Origin of the sequence: Cupriavidus necator (genome assembly GCF_016127575.1) — a bacterium.
In the GTDB taxonomy this organism is placed as follows: domain Bacteria; phylum Pseudomonadota; class Gammaproteobacteria; order Burkholderiales; family Burkholderiaceae; genus Cupriavidus; species Cupriavidus necator_D.
This window is the reverse complement of record NZ_CP066018.1, coordinates 3,912,449-3,937,864: the sequence shown is the minus strand read 5'-3', so window position 1 is coordinate 3,937,864 and position 25,416 is coordinate 3,912,449. Positions and strand designations below refer to the sequence as shown.

Annotated in this window: 21 protein-coding genes; 6 read left to right on the top strand and 15 right to left on the bottom strand. The window is 67.0% G+C overall.

The features are described 5' to 3' along the window. Positions 1–29: 29 nt before the first annotated feature. Entirely contained in the window at positions 30–686 is a 657-nt protein-coding gene (locus tag I6H87_RS18530; RefSeq protein ID WP_011615121.1) for an arylesterase, read from the bottom strand. Between I6H87_RS18530 and I6H87_RS18525 the strand changes: the two genes are divergently transcribed. Beyond that, positions 685–1,383 carry an ABC transporter ATP-binding protein gene (locus I6H87_RS18525; protein ID WP_010810072.1) on the top strand — a complete coding sequence of 233 codons (699 nt, stop codon included), beginning with the start codon at positions 685–687 and terminating at the stop codon, positions 1,381–1,383. The two genes, I6H87_RS18530 and I6H87_RS18525, sit on opposite strands and share 2 nt — an antisense overlap. Here the strand turns inward: I6H87_RS18525 and pgi are convergent. From pgi to I6H87_RS18485, 8 genes are all read right to left on the bottom strand, one after another. Next, positions 1,380–3,023 (bottom strand): glucose-6-phosphate isomerase, encoded by a 1,644-nt coding sequence (pgi, locus tag I6H87_RS18520; RefSeq protein ID WP_011615122.1) that lies wholly within the window; start codon positions 3,021–3,023, stop codon positions 1,380–1,382. The two genes, I6H87_RS18525 and pgi, sit on opposite strands and share 4 nt — an antisense overlap. Positions 3,024–3,166: 143 nt before the next feature. Further along, positions 3,167–4,129, bottom strand: coding sequence for a DMT family transporter (locus I6H87_RS18515; protein ID WP_011615123.1), 963 nt, complete (start codon positions 4,127–4,129; stop codon positions 3,167–3,169). After that, positions 4,126–5,712, bottom strand: coding sequence for a bifunctional ADP-dependent NAD(P)H-hydrate dehydratase/NAD(P)H-hydrate epimerase (locus I6H87_RS18510; protein WP_011615124.1), 1,587 nt, complete (start codon positions 5,710–5,712; stop codon positions 4,126–4,128). The genes I6H87_RS18515 and I6H87_RS18510 overlap by 4 nt, the downstream gene beginning before the upstream one ends. A 6-nt stretch (positions 5,713–5,718) precedes the next feature. Beyond that, on the bottom strand, positions 5,719–7,017 hold the full coding sequence (locus tag I6H87_RS18505) for a D-amino acid dehydrogenase (RefSeq protein ID WP_011615125.1): 1,299 nt from the start codon (positions 7,015–7,017) through the stop codon (positions 5,719–5,721). A gap of 63 nt (positions 7,018–7,080) precedes the next feature. Beyond that, positions 7,081–8,391: a TRAP transporter large permease gene (locus I6H87_RS18500; RefSeq protein WP_010810067.1), complete on the bottom strand. Its 1,311-nt coding sequence runs from the start codon at positions 8,389–8,391 to the stop codon at positions 7,081–7,083. Beyond that, positions 8,391–8,942: a TRAP transporter small permease subunit gene (locus I6H87_RS18495; RefSeq protein WP_037023387.1), complete on the bottom strand. Its 552-nt coding sequence runs from the start codon at positions 8,940–8,942 to the stop codon at positions 8,391–8,393. Before I6H87_RS18495 ends, I6H87_RS18500 begins: the two co-directional genes overlap by 1 nt. 104 nt (positions 8,943–9,046) lie before the next feature. Beyond that, positions 9,047–10,012 (bottom strand): TRAP transporter substrate-binding protein, encoded by a 966-nt coding sequence (locus I6H87_RS18490; RefSeq protein WP_010810065.1) that lies wholly within the window; start codon positions 10,010–10,012, stop codon positions 9,047–9,049. 122 nt (positions 10,013–10,134) lie between these two features. Next, positions 10,135–11,499, bottom strand: a complete 1,365-nt coding sequence (locus tag I6H87_RS18485; protein ID WP_010810064.1) for an amidase — start codon at positions 11,497–11,499, stop codon at positions 10,135–10,137. Positions 11,500–11,749: 250 nt separating this feature from the next. Here I6H87_RS18485 and I6H87_RS18480 point away from each other — a divergent pair, with 250 nt between their 5' ends. The 3 genes from I6H87_RS18480 to I6H87_RS18470 all read left to right on the top strand — a co-directional run bounded on the left by I6H87_RS18480 (position 11,750) and on the right by I6H87_RS18470 (position 17,475). Next, complete coding sequence (locus I6H87_RS18480) at positions 11,750–12,355, top strand: winged helix DNA-binding protein (protein WP_010810063.1); 606 nt, start codon at positions 11,750–11,752, stop codon at positions 12,353–12,355. Positions 12,356–12,545: 190 nt separating this feature from the next. Then, positions 12,546–16,592: a phosphoribosylformylglycinamidine synthase gene (gene purL, locus I6H87_RS18475; RefSeq protein ID WP_011615127.1), complete on the top strand. Its 4,047-nt coding sequence runs from the start codon at positions 12,546–12,548 to the stop codon at positions 16,590–16,592. A 241-nt stretch (positions 16,593–16,833) separates the two neighbouring features. After that, positions 16,834–17,475, top strand: a complete 642-nt coding sequence (locus tag I6H87_RS18470) for an SLC5/6 family protein (RefSeq protein ID WP_011615128.1) — start codon at positions 16,834–16,836, stop codon at positions 17,473–17,475. Between the two features lie 186 nt (positions 17,476–17,661). On the opposite strand, the gene I6H87_RS18465 is transcribed toward I6H87_RS18470, so the two are convergent. The 6 genes from I6H87_RS18465 to I6H87_RS18440 form a co-directional block, all read right to left on the bottom strand. Beyond that, a complete protein-coding gene (locus I6H87_RS18465) occupies positions 17,662–17,961 on the bottom strand; it encodes a hypothetical protein (protein WP_010810059.1) in 300 nt (99 codons plus the stop codon). A gap of 42 nt (positions 17,962–18,003) precedes the next feature. Then, on the bottom strand, positions 18,004–18,798 hold the full coding sequence (locus tag I6H87_RS18460) for a peptidylprolyl isomerase (RefSeq protein WP_010810058.1): 795 nt from the start codon (positions 18,796–18,798) through the stop codon (positions 18,004–18,006). Positions 18,799–18,802: 4 nt separating this feature from the next. Next, the gene (locus I6H87_RS18455; RefSeq protein WP_010810057.1) at positions 18,803–19,117 is read right to left on the bottom strand and encodes a BolA family protein; all 315 of its coding nucleotides are present in this window, start codon (positions 19,115–19,117) and stop codon (positions 18,803–18,805) included. A 40-nt stretch (positions 19,118–19,157) separates the two neighbouring features. Further along, entirely contained in the window at positions 19,158–19,697 is a 540-nt protein-coding gene (locus I6H87_RS18450) for a septation protein A (protein WP_010810056.1), read from the bottom strand. 38 nt (positions 19,698–19,735) lie between these two features. Then, the gene (gene msrB, locus I6H87_RS18445) at positions 19,736–20,200 is read right to left on the bottom strand and encodes a peptide-methionine (R)-S-oxide reductase MsrB (protein ID WP_010810055.1); all 465 of its coding nucleotides are present in this window, start codon (positions 20,198–20,200) and stop codon (positions 19,736–19,738) included. A 116-nt stretch (positions 20,201–20,316) separates the two neighbouring features. Then, positions 20,317–21,888: a protein adenylyltransferase SelO gene (locus I6H87_RS18440; protein ID WP_011615130.1), complete on the bottom strand. Its 1,572-nt coding sequence runs from the start codon at positions 21,886–21,888 to the stop codon at positions 20,317–20,319. Positions 21,889–22,346: 458 nt separating this feature from the next. On the opposite strand from I6H87_RS18440, the gene I6H87_RS18435 reads away from it, so the two are divergent. Together I6H87_RS18435 and I6H87_RS18430 are read left to right on the top strand one after the other, a co-directional pair. Continuing rightward, positions 22,347–23,972 (top strand): 3-(methylthio)propionyl-CoA ligase, encoded by a 1,626-nt coding sequence (locus tag I6H87_RS18435; RefSeq protein ID WP_011615131.1) that lies wholly within the window; start codon positions 22,347–22,349, stop codon positions 23,970–23,972. 139 nt (positions 23,973–24,111) lie between these two features. Further along, positions 24,112–25,362 carry a branched-chain amino acid ABC transporter substrate-binding protein gene (locus I6H87_RS18430; RefSeq protein WP_010810052.1) on the top strand — a complete coding sequence of 417 codons (1,251 nt, stop codon included), beginning with the start codon at positions 24,112–24,114 and terminating at the stop codon, positions 25,360–25,362. Positions 25,363–25,416: the final 54 nt, after the last annotated feature.

The following is a 25,416-nucleotide window of genomic DNA, read 5'->3' as shown; positions in this document are numbered from 1 at the left end:
CTGCCAGGCGGCAGGGGTTTTTTTTATTCTTACTTCGCGCCGCTGCGCCTGAGCATCGGCTTGAGCTGCGGCCACACCGTATCGAGCAGCACTGGCTGTGCCGCGGCGGTCGGGTGGATGCGGTCGGGCTGGAACCAGTCCTGCCGCGCGATGACATTGTCGAGGAAGAACGGCACCAGCCGCACCTTGTACTCGCCGGCCAGCTTCGGATACAGCGAGACGAACTTCTCGGTGTAGTCCTGCCCGTAGTTGGGCGGGATGCGCATGCCGATCAGCAGCACGCCCGCGCCGGCCTTCTGTGCCATGCTGACGATGTTGCGCAGGTTGGCCTCAGTGGTCTGCAGCGGCAATCCGCGCAGCGCGTCGTTGGCGCCAAGCTCCACCACCACGATGGCCGGGCGGTGCCGCGACAGCAGCTCCGGCAGCCGCGTCTTGCCGCCGATGGTGGTCTCGCCGCTGATGCTGGCATTGACAACGCTATAATCGAAGCGCTCCTGCCGCAGGCGGTCCTGCAGCAGCGTGACCCAGCCCGCGCCGCGCGCGATGCCGTACTCGGCGGAGAGGCTGTCGCCAAGCACCAGCAGTGCCGGCGCCGCAGCCTGGGCTGAGGCCCCGGCCGATATCGTCAGTGCCATGCCGGTTGCCAGCAGCAGCCGGCGCCATTTGCCTCGGATCCCAATATCCATGTCTTCTTCCATTCTCGCTGTCGAGTCCCTCGGAAAGACCGTTGCCGACACGACCGGTTCGCTGACGATTTTGCACGACGTGACCTTTTCCGTCACGCCGGGCGAAACGCTCGCCATCGTGGGGGCGTCCGGATCGGGCAAGTCGACGCTGCTCGGGCTGCTGGCGGGGCTGGACCTGCCCAGCACGGGCACGGTACGGCTGCAGGGCCAGGACCTGTTCGCGCTGGACGAGGACCAGCGCGCCGCCGTGCGGGGCCGCCATGTCGGCTTTGTGTTCCAGTCGTTCCAGCTGGTCGGCCACCTGACCGCGCTGGAAAACGTGATGCTGCCGCTGGAGCTGCGCGGCGAAACGTCGCAGGTGCGCGAGCGCGCCCTGGACATGCTGCTGCGCGTGGGCCTGGGCGCGCGGCTGGGGCACTATCCGCGCACGCTGTCGGGCGGCGAGCAGCAGCGCGTGGCGCTGGCGCGCGCGTTCGTGGCGCGCCCGGACATCCTGTTTGCCGACGAGCCCACCGGCAGCCTCGATACCGCCACTGGCGAAGCCGTGATCGCGCTGATGTTCGAGCTTAACCGCGATGCCGGCTCAACGCTGGTGCTGGTAACGCATGACCGCTCGGTGGCGGCGCGCTGTGGCCGTATCCTGACCATCGACGCCGGCCGCGTGGCCAGCGATGAATGGATGGGCGCGGAGGTCTAGCTGGCGGCGCCCGCCTTCAGCACCGCGCGGGCGCGCTCGATCAGCGACGTGGTGGAGGCATCGTGCTGGCCGACGGCATTCCCGGTCAGCTCGGCCTCGATCGGACGGGCCAGGATCTTGCCCAGCTCGACGCCCCACTGGTCGAAGGAATTGATCTTCCAGACCACGCCCTGCACGAAGGTGCGGTGCTCATACAGCGCAATCAGCGCACCCAGCACATGCGGCGTCAGGTTTTCCATCAGCAAGGTGTTGCTGGGGCGATTGCCCTCGAACACCATATGGGCGATACGGACTTCGTCCTTCAGGCCGGCGGCACGCAGCTCATCGGCGCTGCGCCCGCGCATCAGCGCCTCGGCCTGCGCAAAGCAGTTGGCCAGCAGCTTGGCGTGATGGCCTGCCAGCCGGCGCGGCGGCACCAGCGGCGCGACAAAATCCACCGGCACCACCTGCGAGCCCTGGTGGATCTGCTGGAAATAGGCATGCTGCCCGTTGGTGCCGGCCGTGCCCCACACCACCGGCGAGGTATGCGTGCGCACGGGCTGCCCGTCAAGCTGCACCGACTTGCCGTTGCTCTCCATCTCCAGCTGCTGCAGGAAGGCGGGAAACAGCTCCAGCGAGGTGGAGTAGGGCGCCATGCAGCTGGTGGGCAAATGCCAGAAATTGCGGTACCAGATGCCCAGCATGCCCAGGACCACCGGCATGTTGCGTTCCAGCGGCGCGGTGCGGAAATGCTCGTCCATGGCGCGCGCGCCGGCCAGCAAGTCGGCGAAGGCGTTGAAGCCCACGGCCAGCGTGATCGACAGGCCGACCGACGACCACAGCGAGAAGCGTCCGCCGATCCAGTCCCAGAACTCGAACATATTGGCCGGGTCGATGCCGAACTCGCGCACCGCTTCGGTATTGGTCGAGACTGCGACGAAATGCTTGGCAAGGTCATGCTCGGCCACGCCGTTGGCGACAAACCAGGCGCGCGCGCTGCGCGCGTTGGCCATGGTTTCCAGCGTGGTGAAGGTCTTGGAGCAGACGATCACCAGCGTCCGTTGCGGGTCGAGCCGCACCAGCGTCTCGGCCAGGTCGGTGCCGTCGACATTGGAAACAAAGTGCATGCGCGGCGCGGCATTGCCATCGGCATCGGCCAGGTGCGACAGCGCGCGGCACACCATGCGCGGTCCCAGGTCGGAGCCGCCGATGCCGATATTGATGACATCGGTGATGCGCTCGCCGGTGACACCCTTCCAGGCGCCGCTGCGCACGCGTTCCGAGAAATCGCGCATGCGTACCAGCACCTTCCGGATTGCCGGCATGACCTGCTCGCCGTCGACCTTGTAGCCGGCGCCGGCAGTCGCGCGCAGCGCTACGTGCAGTGCCGCGCGGTCTTCAGTCGTATTGATATGCTCGCCCGTGAACATCGCGTCGCGGCGTCTGGTCACGCCGGCCTCGGCTGCCAGCTGTACCAGCAGGCGCATGGTTTCGGGCGTGATCCGGTTCTTCGAATAGTCGAGATAGAGCCCGGCGGCTTCCAGCGAGAATTGTGCGACGCGCTGCGCGCCTTCGCGATCGAACCCGTCGCGCATCTGGGCGTCGCGAAGGGTGTCGTGGTGCCGCAGCAGGGCGTTCCAGGCGTGAAGGTCAGTGGGCATGCAGGACAATCGAGGTTGCGCGAGCCGCGTGGCGTTGCCGGCTCACAAGACAGAGATGCAAGTATATCGTCAGCGCTGCCGGGATCCGGCCTGGCAGCGGCGTCATATCGTTACCACTTGCAACATACCAGCGTGGGCGCAGGCTAAGTATCGGACATTGTCTGACGGCGCGCGCCGCCGAGCCGGGCCGCGATGGCGCGTAGCACGGGTTCTCCCCCAGCGACGCACAAGCCTCCCAGACAGATGATGCCGATGCCGATTGCGGTGGTCCAGTCGGGCAACTGGCCGAAGGCCAGGTAGCCGATTACCGTCGCGGACAGGATCTGCAGGTAGAGGAAGGGGCTCAGGAAAGACGCATCCGCGTACTGGAAGGCCCGGATGACGAAATAATGGCCAAGTGATCCGGTGATCCCCGCGGACAACAGCAGCGCACATTGCATCGGCGTAGGCCAGGCGCTGAACCAGAAGAAGGGCACGATCAGCGTGGTCAGGCAGGCGCCGGTTACGCCGCTCTGGATCAGCGTGGTCATCGGTGTGTCGTGCGCGGCAATGCGGCGTGTCAGCATCTGCATCAGCGCGAACACCAGCGCCGACACCAGGCCCAGGCCGACACCGAGCGGACTGAGCTGGCCCCCCGGGCGCACCACCACCAGCATGCCGGCAAAGCCGACCACCACACCGGTCCAGCGCATCCAGCGGGCATGGCGCCCGGGGCGCTCGCCCAGCAGCCACGGCGATAGTGCCACCACGAACAGCGGCGCGCAGAAATTCAGCGCCGTGGCCTGCGCCAGCGGCATCAGCATCAGCACGCTGAAGAACACCAGCGTCGAGACCAGCATCAGCGCGCCCCGCAGCCACTGCAGCCCTGGCCTTGCCGCCCGCCACTGGTGCCGCCAGCCGGCGGGGCCGAGCAGCAGGAAGATCGCGACCACATGGCCGACATAGCGCACCCATGCCACGGCCACCAGCGGCAGTCCTTGCTGCGTCAGGGTCTTGCTGGTGGCATCGAGCAGGCTGAGGATCCATTGCCCGATGACCAGCAGGGCGATGCCGGTGAGCAGGTGGCGGCGGTCGGCGGGATCGCGCAGCATCGCGCCGCGCGTCATGCGCGGGCCCCGGCCAGCAACTGGTTGAAGATGGTGCGCGCGGGCGCGTACAGTTCGCTTGCGGTGACGCCGGCCGGCCCGGTGCCCTGGGCGACAAGGGCATCGGCGGCGCGTCCATGGATCCACACCGCCGCCCGGGCCGCGGCCAGCGGCGCCATGCCTTGCGCCAGCAGCGCCCCCAGCATGCCGGCCAGCACGTCGCCGGTGCCGGCGCTGGCAAGTGCGGCATTGCCGCTCGGGTTGAGCGTGCATGGGCTGCCGTCAGGCGCCGCGATCACTGTGCCCGATCCCTTCAGCACGACCACGGCCTGCCATTGCGCAGCCAGTGCTGCGGCAGCAGCGGGCCGGTCGCGCTGCACCTCGGCGACGGGAACGCCCATCAGCCGGGCGGCTTCGAGCGGGTGCGGCGTTATCACGCAGGCCGCGCCGCTGGCGGCCAGTGCCCCGGCCAGCGCCGGATCGGCAGCCAGCAGGTTCAGGGCATCGGCATCCAGCACAAGCGGCAGCGGCGCGGCTTGCAGCAGCCGCGCAAACTGCTTGTGTGCGTTGGCGTCCGTGCCCATGCCAGGACCGATCACCAGCGCCGACATGGCAGCGAGGGCCAGTGCGTCCACGGCATGCAGCATCAGCTCCGGATGCAGCGGATCGAACAGCGGTGCGGGCTGCGCCAGGAAGCCGATATGCACCTTGCCCGCGCCGAGGAACTGCGCGGCCCTGGCGCCCAGCAGCGGCGCCCCGGTCATGCCCAGGTTGCCGCCGATGAGCGCCAGCGAGCCATGCGTGCCCTTGTTGCTGGCATGGTGGCGGCGCGGCAGCGCCGTGCTGAACAGCGCCGGGCCGTTTACCAGGCAATGGGGCGTTTCGTCCGGCGGATAGTCAAGGCCGATCGGCGCGATATCGACCTCGCCGGCGCAGTCGCGCCCGTCGAGCGTCAGCAGCCCGGGCTTGGCGGCGATAAAGGTCAGCGTGCGCTGCGCGCGCACGGCCGGCGCGCCCGCGCCGGTGTCGGCGAACAGGCCGCTGGGGATGTCCAGCGCAAACACCGGCAGCGCGCTGCGGTTGATTTGTCCGATCCACCACGCCATGGTGCCGTCGGCGGGGCGGTTCAGGCCGATGCCGAGCAGGCCGTCGACGAGCGCAGCGGTGCCCGCGGGCCAGTCCGCGTCATGCGAGGCAGCGATGCCTGCGACCACGCTGACCGGGACGCCGGCTGCGTGCGCTTGCTGCCAGGCGGTCGCGGCGTCGGCGGGCAGGTGCTGCGGGTCCGCCGTCAGCCATACCTGCACGGCACGGCCGGCGCTGTGCAATTGCGTGGCGGCCACCAGCGCATCGCCGCCGTTATTGCCGGGGCCGGCCAGGAACAGCAGCGGGCCGGCGGGTGCATGGCAGGCCAGCCAGCGCGCGGCCGCGGCGCCGGCGCGCGACATCAGCGTAAAGGCGGGCAGTTGCGTGAAGGCGGCGTTCTCGATGCGGCGGATGGCGGCGACGTCGTACAGCGGAACCGGTTCGGAGGCAGCGGCATCGAGTGCAAACCAGCCGTCGCCGTTTGCGTGCGAGGTGGCGGTAGAGGCAGAGGGTGTCATGTGTGGTTATCTGGCGGGCCCCAGGCCGTAGCGGTCGGGCAGCAGGCCCTCCATGTCGATGTCCGGGCCGCCATGGGTGCCGGCGCTGGCGGCGATCTGGTCAGCGGCAATCTTGCCCGATCCGCAGCTCATCGCCCAGCCCGTCGAGCCATGGCCGAGGTTGAGGAACAGGCCGGGCACGGCTGTTGGGCCGATCAGCGGCGGCCCGTCCGGCAGCATCGGCCGCGCGCCCACCCATTGCGTGGCTTCCTGGTAGTTGCCTGCCACCGGGAACCAGTCGCGCGCGACCTTGACCAGGGTGTTCAGGGCGGCCGGCCGCAGATCAAGCTTGCGTGAGCCCAGCTCGGCCGTACCCGCCACGCGCAGGCGGTTGCCCATGCGCGTGATCGCGACCTTGTAGGACTCATCCATCAGCGCGCCCAGCGGCGCCTGCAGTTCGTCGCGGACCATCACCGTCACCGAGTAGCCCTTGACCGGATACAGCGGCATGCGCAGGCCCAGCGGGCGCAGCAGCGCGGTGCTGTCGGCGCCGGCCGCGACCAGCACGCGGTCGGCGCTCAGCACCTGGCCAGGGCGCTTCTTGTCGGAGTGCTGCAGCTCGACCTGCAGCTTGCCCGCGTTGTCGGGCCTGACGCGCGCCACCCGGGTGTCGAAGCGGAACGATACGCCTGCGGCCTCGGCATGCCGGTGCAGCGCGCGCACGAACATCGGGCAGTTGCCGGACTCGTCTTCCGGCAGGTGCAGCCCGCCAGCCAGCGGCGTGTCGGCCGCCAGGCCCGGTTCGATACGGCGGCATTCCTGCGCGCTGACCAGCCGGTGCGGCACGTTGTTCTCGCGCAGCAGGGCCACGGCGGGCGCGGCCAGGTCGAGGTCGCGCGCGGTGCGGAACAGCTGCAGGTAGCCTTGCGACTGCTCGTAGTCGATCTCCAGCTCGCTACGCAGCCGGTGCAGGCACCCGCGGCTGTAGAACGCCAGCCGCTGCATGCGCAGCTTGTTGGCGCGGTAGCGCTCCAGCCGGCATTCGCGCAGCCAGCGCGCGATCCAGCGCCACATGGCCGGGTCGGCGGAAGGGCGGAACAGGACCGGCGCCTCGCGCGCAAAGAGCGTGCGCAGGATCTTGCCGGGCATTCCCGGCGCCGCCCATGGCGTGACATAGCCGGGCGCGATCACGCCGGCATTGCCGAAGCTGGCTTCCTGCGCCGGCGCGGCGCGGCGTTCGAGCACGGTCACGTCGAAACCGGCCTGCCGCAGGTACCAGGCGGAACTGACGCCGATCGCGCCGGCGCCGATGACGATCACATGCATCGGACTGGGACCCTCCATATTGCCGGGCCGGCGGCAAATGGCCGCGGGCGGGGCCGGCCAATGCTATTTGACTTCCTGCTGCATGACAATGTCCGGCAGCCAGGTGACCACGCCCGGCCAGATCGTGACGATGGCGATCGCCACCACCATCATCATGAAAAAGGGCAGCGAGACCCTTGCTATGTAATTGCTGTCCTTGCCTGTCATGCTCTGCAGCACGAACAGGTTGAAGCCCACGGGCGGCGTCACCTCGGCGATCTCCACCAGCAGCACGATGAAGATGCCGAACCAGACCAGGTCGAAGCCGGCCGCCTGCACCATCGGCAGCACCGTCGCGGTGGTCAGCGCGATCATCGAGATGCCGTCCAGCGCCGTGCCCAGCACGATGTAGATCACTGTCAGCACGGCGATCAGCGCCCACGGCGACAGGTGCATCGCCGCCACCCATTCCGCCAGCGCGCGCGGGATGCCGGTAAAGCTCATGGTAACCGACAGGAACGAGGTCGCGCCCAGCACGAACATGATCATCGCGGTCAGCCGCGTGGCCGACATCAGGCTGTCCCAGAACGCCGCGCGCGTGAGCGAGCCGCCCGCCCACGCCAGCGCCAGCGAAGCCACCACGCCATAGGCTGCGGCTTCGGTCGCGGTGGAGTAGCCGGTCACCATGATCACGGTGATAAAGGCGATCAGCACGATGCACGGCAGCAGCTGGCGGATCGATGCCAGCCGCGCACGCCAGTTGAAGTGCTCCGACGGCGGGGTTTTGTCCGGGTTGGCCAGTGCCCAGACCACGATATAGCCGGAGAACAGCAGCATCAGCAGCAGGCCGGGTATGAAGCCCGCCAGGAACACGCGGATGATCGACACGTCCGCCGACACCGCGTACACCACCATCGTGATCGACGGCGGGATCAGGATGCCGAGCGTGCCGGCGCAGGACAGCGAGCCGAGCGTAGTGCGCTCGTCGTAGCCGCGCCGCGTGAGTTCCGGCAGCGCCGATTTGGCGATGGTGGCGCAGGTGGCCGCCGACGACCCCGACACCGAGCCAAAAATGCCGCAGCCAAGGATATTGACGTGCATCAGCCGCCCGGGCAGCCAGCTCAGCCACGGCGACAGCCCGCTGAACATCTGCTCGGACAGCTTGGTGCGGAACAGGATCTCGCCCATCCAGACAAAGAGGGGCAGCGATGCCAGCGTGTATGAGGCGCTCGACGACCACCATGCGTTGGCCAGGCTGACCAGCGCCTCGCGGTCCGAGAACACCACCAGACCGACCCATGAGGTGACCGCAATGGCCACGGGGATCCACGCGCCGATCGCCAGGAAGACGATCATCACCAGCAGCAGGATCAGTGCAACCACGACTGTGCTCATCAGACCGTCTCCCCGAAATCGCCGGCGGCGAGCTTTTCTTCATGGGCCACCTGGTAGCGCGGCTTGTGTCCGCGCACCACGCGCAGCCATTCATCGGCGACCGCCAGCAGGAAGCCGACGCAGCCAAGCACCGCGAAGCTCTGCGGAATCCACAGCGGGATCACGATCTGGCCCTGGGAGACATCGCCGATTTCCCAGCTCTGCCACGCAAAGGTGCCAAGCGCCCAGGCCGCGTAGGCGGCAAACGCCAGGCAGACGGTCAGCGAGACCAGCTCCAGCACCCGGCGCCGGCGCGGGCCCACGGCCCCCAGCAGCATCTCGACGCGCACGATGCCGCCATGCTGGAAGGTCTGGCCAAGGATCAGGAAGGCGGACGCCGCGCACAGCCAGGCGACGATGTCATCGCCACCCTTGAAGATCACCGAGGTCTCCCGCGACAGCGACATCAGGATCATGATCACGCAGACGGCGAGGATGCACAGCGCGCCGAGCACGGCAAAGAGGTCAAGCAGGCGGTCGAGCCAGCGCTTGGAGGAGGGGGCAGTTGGCATGATGGGCAGCAGTTGAGGCAAGCGGGCAGCAGGCTTGCTGACGAACATCGATCAGGCAGGTTTGCTCCCCTCTCCCGCTGAGGGGAGAGGGAGCGCACATCAGCCTACTTGCGGTAGGCGTCCAGGATAGCCTTGCCGTCCTCGCCCGCGCCCTTGGCCCAGTCATCCACCATGACCTTGCCCACCTTCTGCATGTCGGCCTTGAGCTGCGGCGAAGGCGGCTGCACCGTCATGCCGTTGCGCGACAGGGTGGCCAGGTACTCCTTGGTCTTTTGCTCCGAGACCTGCCAGCCGCGCTTCTCGGCGTCGGCGACGGCCTTGAGCAGGGCCTCCTGGGTCGGCTTGTCCAGTGCCGCGAACGCTTTCTTGCTGACCACCAGCATGTTCTTGGGCAGCCAGGCGTCCACCGTGTAGAAGTACTTCACGCTCTCCCACACCTTGGTGTCGACGCCGGTTGCGCCCGACGACATGAAGGAGTTGACCGTGCCAGTGGCCAGCGCCTGTGCCAGGTCGGCAGCCTGGATGGTCACCGGCTGGGCGCTGACCAGCTCGGCGATGCGCGAGGTGGCCGGGTTGTACGCGCGCCATTTCAGGCCCTTCATGTCCGCGGCGGAATTGATCGGCTTGTTGGCATAGATGCCCTGCGGCGGCCAGGCCACCGCGTACAGCAGCTTCATGCCCTGCTTGTCGAGCACCTTCTCGGTGACCGGGCGCGAGGCCTGCCACAGCTTGTAGGCGTCGGCATAGCTGGTGGCCAGGAACGGCACCGCATCGACGCCGAACACCGGATTCTCGTTGGCCAGCAAGGACATCAGGATCTCGCCCATCTGCACCTGGCCGGTCTGCACGCCGCGCTTGATCTCGTTGGCCTTGAGCAGCGAGCCATTGGGGTGCAGCACGATCTTGAGCTTGCCGCCGGTGGCCTTGTCCACGTCGTTGGCCATCTGTTGCAGGTTCTCGGTGTGCAGGTTGCTGGCCGGATAACCGGTCGGCAGGTCCCACTTGGTATCCGCCTGTGCCGCCACGGCGGCCAGCATCAGGCCGGCCGCAACGATTGCCTTGACTCGCATCTCGATCTCTCCTGGTGTGCGCGCGGGGGCGCGGTGGTACTGCTGGTTGCGTACTACCTGGTGCCGGTCGTGCCCGCATTGGCGGGCACGCCGGCGCAAGATCAACGGCGCGGCGGCAGGGCTCAGTCGTCGCGCTGTGAAGGTTGCACGATGCGTTCCAACGCAAGGGCCGTGCCCAGCAGGCCGGCATCGCGCATCGGGCCGTGCGACAGCATCAGGCCCACGGGCAGCTCGTCCGGCGCGTGGCAGGGCAGCGAGATCGAGCAGCCGTCAAGGAAATTGAAGGCCGAGGTATTGCGCAGCAGCAGGGCATTGACGCGGAAGAACTGCGCATCATCGGTGCGCAGCGGCGCAATCTCGGGCGCGACCATCGGCACGGTCGGGCAGACCACGGCGTCGAAGCGGGCCAGGCGCGCTTCCATGCGGGCGATCCAGTCCAGCCGGGCGCGGCCCAGGTCGATATAGTCGGCGGCGCTGACATTGGCGCCGCGGTCGATGCGCGAGGCCACGCGCGGGTCGTACAGGTCGCGCCGGGCGGCCAGCAGGTGGCGGTGGATGGCAAAGGCTTCGGCCGAGCTGAAGCCGCCCTGGGCGTTCAGGCCCGCCAGTTCGCCGAGCTCGGGCAGGTCGACATGCTCCAGTTGCACGCCGGCGGCCGACAGCCGGCCCAGCGCGCGGTCAAAGGCGCGCGCCACCACCGGGTCGAGGTCGTCCAGCAGGACCTGGCGCGGGATCGCCAGCCGCGTCGCGGCGGGGTTGGTGACGCGCGGGATCACTGCGCTGTCCGCGATCACGCTGTCCACGGCAATGCAGTCGCTGACCGTGCGCGCCATCGCGCAGGCGGTGTCGAGCGTGTAGGACAGAGGAAAGGCCCCCGTCAGCGGCACGCGCCGCGCGGTGGGCTTGAAGCCGGTGATGCCGCATAGCGCGGCGGGGATGCGGATGGAGCCGCCGGTGTCGCTGCCAAGCGCCGCGACCGCCAGCCCCAGCGCCACCGAAACGGCCGCACCCGACGACGAGCCGCCCGGGATGCGCGCCACGCCATCGGTGCCGGCTGGGTTGGCCGGCGTGCCGTAGTGGGGATTGATGCCCACGCCCGAGAACGCGAACTCCGTCATGTTGGTGCGCCCGACCAGGGCTGCCCCTGCAGCGCGCAGGCGGGCGACCACGGTGGCGTCCGCGGTGGCCGGCGCGGCATCCTTGCGCACCAGCGAGGCTGCGCTGGTGACTTCGCCGGCCACGTCGTAAAGGTCCTTGACTGAAACCGGCAGCCCCGCCAGCGGATGCAGCGCCTTGCCGGCGCGGCCGGCGGCATCGGCAGCGCGCGCGACCTGGGCCGCGGCCTCGAAGGTGCTGTGCAGGAACACGGCCTCGGCAGCCGGCGTGGCGGCAAGCGCGGCCGCCTGCTCGATGATCTGCGCACGGCTGGTGGCGCCGTCGCGCAGGCGGGTGTTCAGGGTGTCGAGGTCGGGAAGCATGGATGGCATGGGGTCTGCAAACGGGGTGCGAGGGCGGGGCGGGCACCGCCATGGTGGCGGCCGCCTGCCGGCACGGGGAAGGGCGCGGTGCACATGCGCAGGGCCAGTCGTGGCCGGCGTCCTCCCTCATGCTTTACCTGTATTTATTAGGTGTTCATGCTCATAATTCGCCAATAAACTGTCAAGCTAAAATTGCCGGGGCGCGCTCCGGGCTTATACCTAGCACGCCAGCGCCGTCCCATCGAAAGGAGTCTCCCGCATGCCACGCAAGCCAGCCGAGAGCGGGCATACCGCCGCCGCCGTGGCCGATGCCTCTGCCGTTGCCGATAAGGCAAGGCCGGCCACCGCGCTGTCGCGCGCGGCCGGGGCCAATATCGTGTCGTCCTCGCACCTGGTGTCGGTGCGCAGCCCCGAGCTGTCCGAGTTCGAGTTCGGGCTGAACACCGCCTACAATGCCTACAGCCGCTGGGTGGTGCGCTGCATGGGGGCGGCGGGGGTGCGCGACCTGACCTTCCTGGACGTGCTGGTGCTGCATCACGTGAACCATCGCGGCCGGCCCAAGCGGCTGGCCGATATCTGCTTCGTGCTGAACGTGGAAGACACCCACCTGGTGACCTACGCATTGAAGAAGCTGCAGGGGCTGGGGCTGGTGAGCGGGGAGCGGGTCGGCAAGGAGGCCACTTATTCGACCACCCCGGCCGGTGCCGAGGCCTGCGCACGCTATCGCGAGATCCGCGAACAATGCCTGACCAGCAACTTCACCGAAGGCAGCGAAGAGAATGCCGAGATCGGGGAGCTCGCCCGGCTGATGCGGGTGCTGACCGGCCTGTACGAGCAGGCCGCGCGCTCGGCGACGTCACTCTGAGCCGTCCATTCGGTAAAAGTGACGCATAAGCATTATCAGGATGGGCGGTAACACGGCCCCGTCGTGATGTCGCAGTGCAAAATCCGGGTGCCGGCAAGGTACAATAGCGGTTTCCCGCCAGTCGGCACCCCATGCAGCGGTGCCGGCTAAGCAGCAGCCCCTACCTCACCGCCTCCCGACCGCTACGATCATGGCGCATTTCTCGTGCTTCCCCGGCGCTTTGGCGCTTTCCGCCTTCCGTCAGCAACGCCTGCTCACCGCCCTGCGGCAGATCGACGCCGATATTGAATCGGTGCATGGCCAGTTCCTGCACTTTGTCGACGCACAGACGCCGCTGTCGGCCGAAGAGCAGTCCCGCGTGGCGGCGCTGCTGACCTACGGCGCACCGTTCGCCGATCAGCCCGACGGCGACCGCTTCGTGGTGATCCCGCGCTTCGGCACGATCTCGCCGTGGGCCAGCAAGGCCACCGACATCGCCCATAACTGCGGCCTCACGCATATCCACCGCATCGAGCGCGGTATCGAAATCACGGTCATCTGCAAGAAGGGCCTGCTGCGCGGCCGCAAGACGCTGGACGCGGATACCCGCGCCGCCGTCGCCGCGCACCTGTTCGACCGCATGACCGAGACCGTGGTCGCCTCGCGTGACGATGCCGCCGGCCTGTTCCAGGAACTGCCGGCCAAGCCGCTGCGCTTTATCGACATCTCGGCCGGACGCAGCGCGCTGGCCGCGGCCAACGTCGAGATGGGCCTGGCGCTGTCCGAGGACGAGATCGACTACCTGGTCGATGCCTACGGCAAGCTGGAGCGCAACCCGACCGACGTCGAGCTGATGATGTTCGCGCAGGCCAACAGCGAGCACTGCCGCCACAAGATCTTCAACGCCACCTGGACCATCGACGGCGTGCAGCAGGACAAGTCGCTGTTCGCGATGATCCGCAATACGCACCAGCTCAATCCGCAAGGCTCGATCGTGGCCTACTCGGACAACTCGGCGGTGATGGAAGGGGACGTGGCCGAGCGCTGGTTCCCGCGCGGCGATGACCACAAGTACGGCCGCCACGAGGCGCTGACCCACACGCTGATGAAGGTGGAGACGCACAACCACCCGACCGCGATCTCGCCGTTCCCGGGTGCCTCCACCGGCGCCGGCGGTGAAATCCGCGACGAGGGCGCGACCGGCCGCGGCGCCAAGCCCAAGGCCGGCCTGACCGGCTTCACGGTGTCCAACCTGATGCTGCCCGAGGCCGTCGAGTCCTGGGAAAACGACCGCGACGCCGCCCAGCCGGTGGCGCACCGCAACCCGGAAGACAAGCCCGGCGTGACCGGCAAGCCGGACCGCATCGCCTCGCCGCTGCAGATCATGATCGACGGCCCGCTCGGCGGCGCCGCCTTCAACAACGAATTCGGCCGTGCCAACCTGGGCGGCTATTTCCGCGTCTACGAGCAGAACGTCGGCGGCACCGTGCGCGGCTACCACAAGCCGATCATGATCGCGGGCGGGATCGGCAATATCGACGCCGCGCACACGCACAAGAACCCGCTGCCGGCCGGCACGCTGCTGATCCAGCTGGGCGGCCCGGGCATGCGCATCGGCATGGGCGGCGGCGCCGCCAGCTCGATGGCGACCGGCACCAACACCGCCGATCTGGACTTCGATTCGGTCCAGCGCGGCAACCCCGAGATGGAGCGCCGCGCGCAGGAAGTGATCAACGCCTGCTGGCAGCTCGGCGACGCCAACCCGATCCTGTCGATCCATGACGTCGGCGCGGGCGGCATCTCCAACGCCTTCCCCGAACTGGTGGACGGCGCCGACCGCGGGGCACGCTTCGACCTGCGCCAGGTGCACCTGGAAGAGTCCGGCCTGTCGCCGGCCGAGATCTGGTGCAACGAGTCGCAGGAACGCTATGTGCTGGCGATCGCGCCGGACAGCTTCCCGCAATTCCAGGCCATGTGCCAGCGCGAGCGCTCGCCGTTCGCGGTGGTTGGCATTGCCACGGAAGAAAAGCAGCTGCAACTGGTCGACGCCAGCGTCGACGCCGCGCTCAAGGAGCACTACGCCGTCGACATGCCGATGGACGTGCTGCTGGGCAAGCCGCCGCGCATGCATCGCGACGTCAAGCGCGTCGAGCAGGAACTGCCGGCGGTGGACGTGACCGGCATCAGTCTGGAGCAGGCCGTGCGCGACGTGCTGCGCCATCCGACCGTGGCCAGCAAGTCGTTCCTGATTTCGATCGGCGACCGTACCGTCGGCGGCATGAACGCGCGCGACCAGATGGTCGGCCCGTGGCAGGTGCCGGTTGCCGACGTGGCCGTGACCACGCTCGACTACCAGGGCAAGGCCGGCGAAGCGATGACCATGGGTGAGCGCACCCCGCTGGCCGTGATCAATGCGCCGGCCTCCGGCCGCATGGCGATCGGCGAGGCGCTGACCAACCTGGCCGCCGCGCCGGTCAAGGACCTGGGCAAGGTCAAGCTGTCGGCCAACTGGATGGCGGCCTGCGGCGTGGAAGGCGAAGACGCGAAGCTGTATGACACCGTGCACGCCGTCGGCATGGAACTGTGCCCGGCGCTTGGCATCAGCATCCCGGTGGGCAAGGATTCGCTGTCGATGCGCACCAAGTGGCAGGACGACGGCGTCAACAAGGAAGTGGTCGCGCCGGTGTCGCTGATCATCTCGGCCTTTGCCGCGGTGGACGACGTCAATCGCACGCTGACCCCGCAACTGCGCACCGACGCCGGCGACACCGTGCTGATCGCCGTCGACCTGGGCCGTGGCAAGAACCGCATGGCCGGCAGCATCCTGGCGCAGGTGACGCAGCAGGTCGGCGACAGCGCCCCCGACGTCGATAACGCCGAAGACCTGAAGAACTTCTTCAACGTGATCCAGCGCCTGAACCGCGAAGGCAAGCTGCTGGCCTATCACGACCGCTCGGATGGCGGCTTCATGGCCGCGCTGGCGGAAATGGCCTTTGCCGGCCACTGCGGCATCTCGCTCAACGTCGACATGCTGGCGCTGGACCCGCAGCAGGAGCAGGACTACGGCGACGCCAAGAACTGGGCGCAGCAGATCGCCGAGCGCCGCAACGACCAGACCTTGCGCGCGCTGTTCTCGGAAGAGCTCGGCGCGGTGGTGCAGGTGCGCATGGAAGACCGCGACACGGTCTTTGCCGTGCTGCGCGAAGCCGGCCTGTCGGCCTGCAGCCATGTGGTGGGCAAGCCCAACGCGACCGACCAGATCGAGGTCTATCGCGATGCCAAGAAGGTCTTCGGCGCCTCGCGCACCGACCTGCAGCGCAACTGGAGCGAAGTCAGCTGGCGCATCGCGCGCCTGCGCGACAACCCGGCCTGCGCCGACAGCGAATACGACCGCCTGCTCGACGCCGCCGACCCCGGCATCAGCCCGGTGCTGACCTTCGATGCGGCCGAAGACATCGCCGCGCCGTTCATCGCCACCGGCGCCCGCCCGCGCGTGGCGATCCTGCGCGAGCAGGGCGTCAACTCGCAGATCGAGATGGCGTACAGCATGGATCGCGCCGGCTTCGATACGCACGACGTGCACATGAGCGACCTGATCGCAGGCCGCGCCAATCTGGCCGACTTCAGCGGCTTTGTCGCGTGCGGCGGCTTCAGCTACGGCGACGTGCTGGGCGCGGGCGAGGGCTGGGCCAAGACCATCCTGTTCAACGCGCAGATGGCCGAGCAGTTCGCTGCCTTCTTCAACCGCCAGGACACTTTTGCGCTGGGCGTTTGCAACGGCTGCCAGATGATGAGCAACCTGGCCCCGATCATCCCGGGCGCAGGCGCCTGGCCGAAGTTCACGCGCAACCAGTCGGAGCAGTACGAGGCGCGCTTTGTCACGGTCGAGGTGCAGTCGTCGCCGTCGATCTTCTTCGCCGGCATGGAAGGCAGCCGCATTCCGATCGTGGTTGCCCACGGCGAAGGGTTTGCCGACTTCTCGCAGCAGGGCAATATCGACCAGGCCCACGTGGCGCTGCGCTTTGTCGACAACTACGGCTCGGTCACGCAGACCTATCCGCTCAACCCGAACGGCTCGCCCGACGGCATCACCTCGGTGACCACCGTCGATGGCCGCTTCACCGTGCTGATGCCGCACCCGGAGCGTGTGTTCCGTGCCGCGACCATGAGCTGGGCCCCGGACGCGTGGAAGCAGGTTGCCGATGGCGGCAGCCCGTGGATGCGGATGTTCCGCAATGCGCGGAAGTGGGTGGGGTAAGCAGCAGCCCAGGGCTTGCGCCCTTCGTCCCAAGCAAGAGCCACCGGCAGCGCCGGTGGCTTTTTAGTTTTTCGGCCAAAGCCCAAATGGCGACGGCCATTTCGCTCCGCATCTTGGAATCTTCCGCATTTCCTGCCGCTTTCGCACTGTTACTCTCGCGCTGACTCATGATCGGATGCAGGGCTGGTCCGCTTGCATCCGGGTCGCTCGAACCCGGAACGGCTGATTCGGAGATCCCACCATGAATCAGAAGGCGCAGTCGTCCCCGGCAGTCGATGCAGACTATATGTTCGCCACGGTCCCGCCCGGTGCGCGCAGGCCAACCTGGAAGCAGGTGATGGTATGGGTCGGGTTTGGCTATGTTGCCACCGGCCTGTTTATCGGCGGCACCCTGGCCGGGCCCGCGGGCGGAGCGGGCGTTTCTTTCTCCATGGCGTTGCTGGCCATCGCCATCGCCATCGGCATGGGCATGGGCATCCTGTTCGTGCTGACAGCCCTGCTCGGCATCATCGCCCAACGCACCGGCCTGAGCCTGGCGTTGTTGTGCCGCTATGCCTACGGCGCCAGGGGCATGAACGCGCAGCTCATCAATTACCTCGGCATCATGGCGCCGCCGCTGGCCGGCCCGCTGCTGGCGGATTTCTATATCCGGCACAAAGGCCGCTATGACGTTCGCGAACTCGACCGGCAGCCCGCATTCAACCGGGCCGGCATCGGCGCCGCGCTGGTCGGCATGGCACTGGGGCTCGGCCTCGAGCTGAACCGCTGGCTGCCCGAGTGGCCCAACGGGCTGGTGGCGCTGCTGGCCACGGTGCTGGTGTACCTGCTGTTGCATCCGGTCCTGAACGTGAAAGTGCAGCCGCTGGCGGAGAACGCATCATGAAGAAAGTCTTGCTGAACGAGGTTTCCACGGCCGAACTGGAGGCCAGTTTGCCGCTGGCGGCATAGACAGCGCCATCGGGAAAAGGGCAGCAAGATGCTGGACGCGCTGGTCGGACTGGTTGCCGACAGTATCAGGCAGCTCGACGAAACCGGGTGGCGCTACGACCTGCGCCGGTGAAGGCAGGTTTCAGCCGGCAAGCGGAGGGAGCAGGCGTGAACTCCACGACGCATAGGCATAAGTCAGCATCCGCCCGGCTTCAAAACCAGGGGGCGCCCTGATCTCGCCGCGAGCCTCCTTGTAAGCCACCACGGCGTGCAGGATCTTCTCGGGCGCGTAACGGTCACGCAACGGGAGATAGGGGTGGAGCTGGCGCCAGCCGGGGGCGGCGCCGTCCAGGGTCGCCCAGGCCAGTGCGCAATAGCACATGCCCCGGGACGAGAGATGCCAGAGTTGCCAGTAGCGGCCAGTCGACTCCACGCGCTGCATCCTTGAATCTTGCAGGACCGGCGGGGGCGACCGGACCGTGCCTTACTGGATCTTGGCCTTGTCCTTGAGTGACTTCATCATGGCCTGGAACTGCTCGCGCTGCCAGTTCTGGTCCCCCATCAGCATCTGCGTGAGCTGCGGTTTGACCTCTTCGAACGACGGGATCTTGGCGTCGCGCACGTCGACCAGTTCGATGATATGCCAGCCGAACTGGGTCTTGACCGGGGTATCGGTCAGCTGGCCCTTTTTCAGGCCGGTCATGGCAGCCGAGAACTCAGGGACGTAGCTGCTGCTGTTGGCCCAGTCCAGGTCGCCGCCGTTGGCGGCCGAGCCCGGGTCCTTGGACGAGGCCTTGGCCATGTCCTCGAACTTGGCGCCGCCCTTGATCTTGGCGATGATCGCCTTGGCGTCGGCTTCCTTTTCCACCAGGATATGGCGGGCGTGGTATTCCTTGCCGTTGCCGAACTGCGACTTGATCTTGTCGTACTGCTTGCGCAGCTCGGCGTCGCTGGCGCCGTGGGTCTTAACGTAGTCTTCGAACACTGCGCCGGCCAGCACGTTCAGGCGGGCCTGTTCCAGTTGTTCCTGCACGTCGTCGCGCTGGGTCAGGCCGCGCTTGTTGGCTTCCTGCACGAGCAGTTCGCGGTCGATCAGCATGTTGCGCGCGCGCGAGCGCAGCTCCGGGTTGTCGGGCTGGCCGGTGCCGGCGATCAACTTGTCCAGCTTTGCCGATGAAATGGCCTTGCCATTCACGACGGCGGCATTCTGGGCGATGGCCGGCAGGCTGCCGGCAGCAAGCACAGCCGCCAGGCTGAACGAGAGGACGGTGGTCTTCATGGAATCAGGTCTGAGAGTTGCTGGAAGAATCGCGTGATGATGCGCGGGATTGGTACTCTTGGTCGGTGAACGCAGTCACGGCAAGTGCGTGGATCTGCGCGGGGAACAGACCGCGCAGCGCATCATACACCATGCGGTGTCGCGCAACCCGGCTGTGACCCGTAAAGCGCTCGCTGACGATTGTCACGTCGTAATGTCCGCCGCCGGATGCGGCGCCGGCATGTCCGGCGTGCAGCGCGCTGTCGTCGCGCACGGCCAGGTGGCTGGGGGCGAGCGCTTCGCGCAGCATCGCCTCGATAGTGGCGGGATCGGCTGCCATCAATGGTTTCCTTCGATTCGGGGGGGCGGGGGCGGGGCCGTCAGTCCTGGCTGTTCTCGGGCATGTGGCGCGACAGCCAGACACTCTGGGCGACGATGAACACCAGCATCAGCCCCATGCTGCCGAACAACTTGAAGTTGACCCAGGCCTCGGTCGAGAACTGGTAGGCCACGTACAGGTTCAGCACGCCCATGGCGGCAAAGAAGCCGGCCCAGGCGGCGTTCAGGCGCGCCCACACCGGGTCGGGCAGGGTCACCTGTTTTTCCATCATGGCGCGGATCAGGTTCTTGCGCCAGCCGATCACCGAGCCCAGCAGCCCCACCGCGAACATCCAGTAGAGCACGGTCGGCTTCCACTTGATGAAGGTCTCGTTGTGCAGCACCAGCGTGGCACCGCCGAACACCGCGATGATCAGCAGGCTGACCCACTGCATCGGCTCGACCTTGCGGTGGCGGAACCAGACCCAGCCGATCTGCAGCACGGTGGCGCCAATGGCCACGGCGGTGGCGGTGTAGATATCAGCCAGCTTGAAGGCGGCAAAAAACAGGATGACCGGGAACAGGTCGAACAGGAATTTCATGCGGTACCAGGTTGTGTCCGGCGTGCTTGCCGGAGCATTCAGCGCTGCGGGTCGCGCCGGGGGTTGTCGTCGCTGCCGGCGGCGTGGGCATCATCCGCCGCACGCTGTGCCGGGTCGCGATCATCGAATTTTAGCGCAGCCGAGTTGATGCAATAGCGCAGGCCGGTCGGGGCGGGGCCATCCTCGAAGACATGGCCGAGATGGCTGCCGCATTCCTTGCAGCGTACCTCCACCCGCGTCATGCCGTGGCTGTGGTCGACGTGCTCGGCAATCACCTCGCCGTTGATGGCGCGGAAATAGCTGGGCCAGCCGCAGCCGGCATCGAACTTGGTGGCGGATTCGAACAGCGGCGTGCCGCAGCCCACGCAGTGGTAGATGCCGTTGTCCCAGTGGTCCCAGTAGCGGCCGGTGAACGGGCGCTCGGTGGCGGCCTCGCGGGTCACGCGGTATTCGATGTCGGAGAGTTGTTCACGCCACTCGGCGTCGGTCTTGGTGGTGGTCATGGTCTTGTCCTCGCAGGGCTTCCTCGGATGGGTTCCTCAGTTAAGGCATTGGTCGTGCGAACTGCGCGAACCTTACACCGGCAGGCGCCGGCGTGCAGGGCACGGATCACATGACGTCACGACGAGCAACTGACTTCCAGGCCGGAGGCCCAGTCCGGCGGCAGCGCCGCGTAGTGCTCTGCTTCCGGCTGCTCGTCGAAGGGGCGCGACAGCACTGCCAGCAGGCGGTCCACTTCGGTGAAGTCCTTCTCGCGTGCGTGCCGGATCGCGGTTTCGGCCAGGTGGTTGCGCAGCACGTACTTGGGGTTGACTGCCAGCATTTCCAGTTCGCGCGCGGCATCGTGCGACTGCTCGGCGCGCAGGCGCACGCGATAGTCGGCCACCCATGCGTCGAAGGCGGCGCGGTCCAGGAACAGGTCGCGCACCGGCGCGTCGCGCGAGGCATCGGTGGACGAAATGCCGCACAGCTTGCGCCAGAACAGCGTGTAGTCCACGCGCTGGCCGTGCAGCAGCTGGAACAGGCTGGTCAGCAGCGGCTCATCGCTCTTGTCATCGCCGCCGGCGGGCGGGCGCAGGCCCAGCTTGGCGCGGTAGTGGCGGAAGAATGCCGCGGCATAGCGGTCGCGGAACGGGTCAAGCGCCGCGCGCGCGGCTGCCACGGCAGCGTCGCGCGCGCCTTCCTGGTCGGCATCCTCTGGCGGCAGCCACAGCGGCAGCAGCGCCTGCGCCAGGCAGTGCAGGTTCCAGAATGCCACCTGCGGCTGCTGGCTGTAGGCGTAGCGGCCCTGCGTGTCGGAGTGGTTGCAGATATGGTTGGCGTCGAACGCGTCGAGGAAGCCAAATGGGCCGTAGTCGATGGTCAGGCCCAGGATCGACATATTGTCGGTGTTCATCACGCCGTGGCAGAAGCCCACCGCCTGCCAGTGCGCGATCAGGTCGGCGGTGCGCAGCGAGACCTCGCGCAGCAGCGCCTGGTAGGGCTGGGCGTCGTCGCGGCACGCGGGCATGAAGTTGTCGATGACGAAATCCGCCAGCTTGCGCAGCGCGGCGACGTCGTCGTGCGCGGCGAAATGCTCGAAGTGCCCGAAGCGGATAAAGGTCGGCGACAGCCTGGTCACCACCGCGGAGGTTTCGATGGTCTCGCGCCGCACCGGCGCGTCCGAGCCCATGATAGACAGCGCGCGCGTGGTCGGCACGCCCAGTGCGGCCATGGCTTCGGAGCAGAGGTACTCGCGGATCGACGAGCGCAGCACCGCGCGGCCATCGGCCATGCGCGAGTAGGGCGTCAGGCCCGCGCCCTTGAGCTGGATTTCCCACGGGCCGGTGGCGGTCTCGGCCTGCGCCAGGCGGATGGCGCGGCCGTCGCCGAGCTGGCCAGCCCAGACCCCGAACTGGTGCCCGGAATAGACCGTGGCGAGCGGGTCGGCCCAGTCCGGCACCTGGTTGCCGATAAAGGTCTCGATGAAGTCCTGCTGGCTGCCGATGCCGGCATCCCAGCCGAGCAGGGCCGCAGCGGCCGGCGCCACCCCCACCAGGTAGGGCGCTGGCAGCGGCGTCGGGCGCAGCCGCGTGAAGAACTGCGCGCCGAGTTCGGCAAAGCCGGGCGCGGTGCGCCAGGGCGCGGACAGCGTTGCCGGCGTGGCTGCGTCGGAGGGCTGCGGAGCTTGTGACTGGGGCGTGTCTGGCATCGCGTAGGGGCGCCTCGGGGCGCAAGGGGCGGTGCGAATTCCGTGCGCTCGTCCATGTGCGGCGAACCGCGTAAAAGGCGGTGCGGCGCGGCATGCCGGGGGCACGAAAATGCGGTGGTGGCTAGGGAAAACGACATGTTGAGGTGCAACATGCCACGCAGTATTGTACGTCCTCAACGGCACTCGACCGCTCGACCGAGTTAATGCCGCCATGCACCGCACGGTTATTTTCCTCCTTCAGTGCGCACATGAATCCGGTGCATGGGCTTTTCGCAGAATTGCGGCCCCGAATTCGATGGCAATGCCGGCGGCAACCCCGACGGCAATACACAACAACAGTACGGCAGTGCACAACGAGATCGGCCGGACGCCGATTTGGTGCATGGAAACGACCGACAAAAAATAGTACGGTTGTTCGTTTTCAGGCGAATCACACAAGACTTTCAGGAGGCAGGTTCATGGCATTGATGGGTCAAATGATGAGCGCGCCGCTGCTCATTTCCTCCATCATCAAACACGCCGCGCGTTATTACGGCAGCACCGAGATCGTCTCGCGGCGCACGGAGGGCGACCTGCATCGCTACACGTACCGCGATTGCGAACTGCGCGCCCGCAAGCTGGCGCAGGCGCTCGGCGCACTGGGCGTGAAGCAGGGCGAGCGCGTCGGCACGCTGGCCTGGAACGGCTACCGCCACCTCGAGATCTACTACGGCGTGTCCGGCATGGGCGCCGTCTGCCATACCATCAACCCGCGCCTGTTTCCCGAGCAGATTGCCTATATCGTCAACCATGCGGAGGACGGCTATGTCTTCTTCGACCTGACCTTCCTGCCGCTGGTGGAAGGCGTGGCGCCGCATTGCCCCAACGTCAGGGGCTGGGTGGCGATGACCGACCGCGCGCATATGCCGGCCGAATCCAAGGTGCCGCTGCTGTGCTACGAGGAGCTGGTCGACGCGCAGGACGGCGACTACGAATGGCCGCAGTTCGACGAGAATCTGGCGTCGAGCCTGTGCTACACCTCGGGCACCACCGGCAACCCCAAGGGCGCGCTGTACTCGCACCGCTCGACGGTGCTGCACTCGTACGCGTCGGCACTGCCCGACGCGCTGGGCTGCTCCGCCAGCGACGTGATCCTGCCCGTGGTGCCGATGTTCCACGTCAATGCCTGGGGCCTGCCGTACTCGGTGCCGCTGGTCGGCGCCAAGCTGGTGCTGCCCGGTGCCAAGCTGGACGGGGCGTCGATCTATGAACTGTTCGAGCAGGAGAAGGTGACCTTCTCCGCCGGCGTGCCGACGGTGTGGCTCGGCCTGCTCCAGCACGTGCAGTCGAACAAGCTGAAATTCTCCAGCTTCCGTCGCACCGTGATCGGCGGCTCGGCTGTGCCGCCCGCGATGACCCGTGCGTTCGAGGCGCTGAACGTCGAAGTGATCCATGCCTGGGGCATGACCGAGATGTCACCACTTGGCACGGCGTGCAAGCTGCTAGCCAGGCACGAAGCTCTCTCTGACGCGGATCGCCACAAAATCCAGGAAAAGCAGGGCCGCGTGATCTTCGGTGTGGACATGAAGATTGTCGACGGCGAAGGCAAGGAGCTGCCGTGGGACGGCAAGGCCTTCGGCGACCTGATGGTGCGCGGCCCATGGGTCATCGAGCAGTATTACCGCAATGGCATCAGCCCCCTGGCCGACGGCTGGTTCCCGACCGGCGACGTGGCCACCATCGACGCCGATGGCTTCATGCAGATCACCGACCGCAGCAAGGATGTGATCAAGTCCGGCGGCGAATGGATCTCGTCGATCGATATCGAGAACGTCGCCGCCGCGCACCCCGCGGTGCATATGGCGGCCTGCATCTCGGCCTACCACCCCAAGTGGGATGAACGCCCGCTGCTGGTGGTGGTGAAGAAGCCCGGCGCCGAAGTCACCCGCGAAGAACTGCTGCAGTTCTTCGATGGCAAGGTCGCCAAGTGGTGGATCCCGGACGACGTGGCCTTTGTCACCGAGATCCCGCTGACCGCCACCGGCAAGATGCAGAAGCTCAAGCTGCGCGAGCAGTTCAAGGACTACAAGCTGCCGACTGCCTGACGCCGGCACGCGCTTTCCGGTGCGCCATGCCTGCTTGCGGCATGGCGTGTTCGGGGCGGCTGCAAGGCGTGGCATGGAGGACGCCGCGCAGCCAGCCAAATTCGACGACAAGCCAACGACAAGAGTGAAGGAGACAGGTATGACCAAAATGCGTCCGCTGGTGGCCGGTGTGGCCGTGTTTGCCGCACTGGGTTCTGCGCTGGTTTCAGGTACCGCACTCGCGGATACGGTGAAGATTGCCTTCATTGACCCGCTATCGGGGCTGATGGCTCCCGTTGGGCAGAACCAGCTCAAGAGCTGGCAGTATGTCGCCGACATCGCCAACCAGAAGAACTGGGCCGGCGCGCACAAGTTCGAGGTGGTGGGTTTCGACAACAAGCTGTCGCCGCAGGAAAGCCTGACCATCCTCAAGCAGGCGGTCGACCAGGGCATCCGCTATATCGTGCAGGGCAACGGCTCGTCGGTCGGGCTGGCGCTGCAGGACGCGGTGGCCAAGCACAACGAGCGCAATCCGGGCAAGGAAATCGTCTACCTGAACTACGCCGCGGTGGACCCGGACATGACCAATTCCAAATGCAACTTCTGGCATTTCCGGCTCGACGCCAACTCGGACATGAAGATGGAGGCGCTGACCACCTTCCTGGCCAAGGACCCGAACGTCAAGAAGGTCTACCTGATCAACCAGAACTACTCGTTCGGCCACCAGGTGGCGCGCGCCGCCAAGGACTACCTGAAGCGCAAGCGCCCGGACATCCAGATCGTCGGTGAAGACCTGCACCCGCTGGCCCAGGTCAAGGACTTTGCCCCGTACGCGGCCAAGATCAAGGCCTCCGGCGCCGATACCGTGATCACCGGCAACTGGGGCAGCGACCTGGCGCTGCTGATCAAGGCGGGCAAGGATGCCGGCCTGACCACCAACTACTACACCTACTACGCCGGCACCACCGGCGTGCCCACGGCGATGGGCGCCACCGGTGCCGAGCACGTCAAGTATGTCGGCTACTACAACCCCAACAACAAGGGGTTCAAGGGGGCTGATGTCATCGAGGGCTTCAAGAAGAAGTACAACGACGACTTCTACGTGATGGCCTCCTACACCGGCATTGCCATGCTGTCCAAGGCCTTCAAGGACACCGGCTCGACCGATCCGATCAAGGTTGCCAAGGCGCTCGAGGGCATCAAGGTCGACAGCATGAACGGCACGGTCGAGATGCGCAACTCGGACCACCAGGCGCAGCAGCCGCTGGTGGTCGCCACCTGGACCAAGGTGGATGGCAAGGAAATCAAGTACGACCAGGAAAACACCGGCTACGGCTGGAAGACCAACGCGCTGATGGACCAGTACGTGTCGGCCCAGCCGACCTCCTGCCAGATGAAGCGGCCCGGCTGATCCTGTCCGTGACGGGCCGGCCACGCTGACAAAGTGGCCGCCCGATCCTGCATA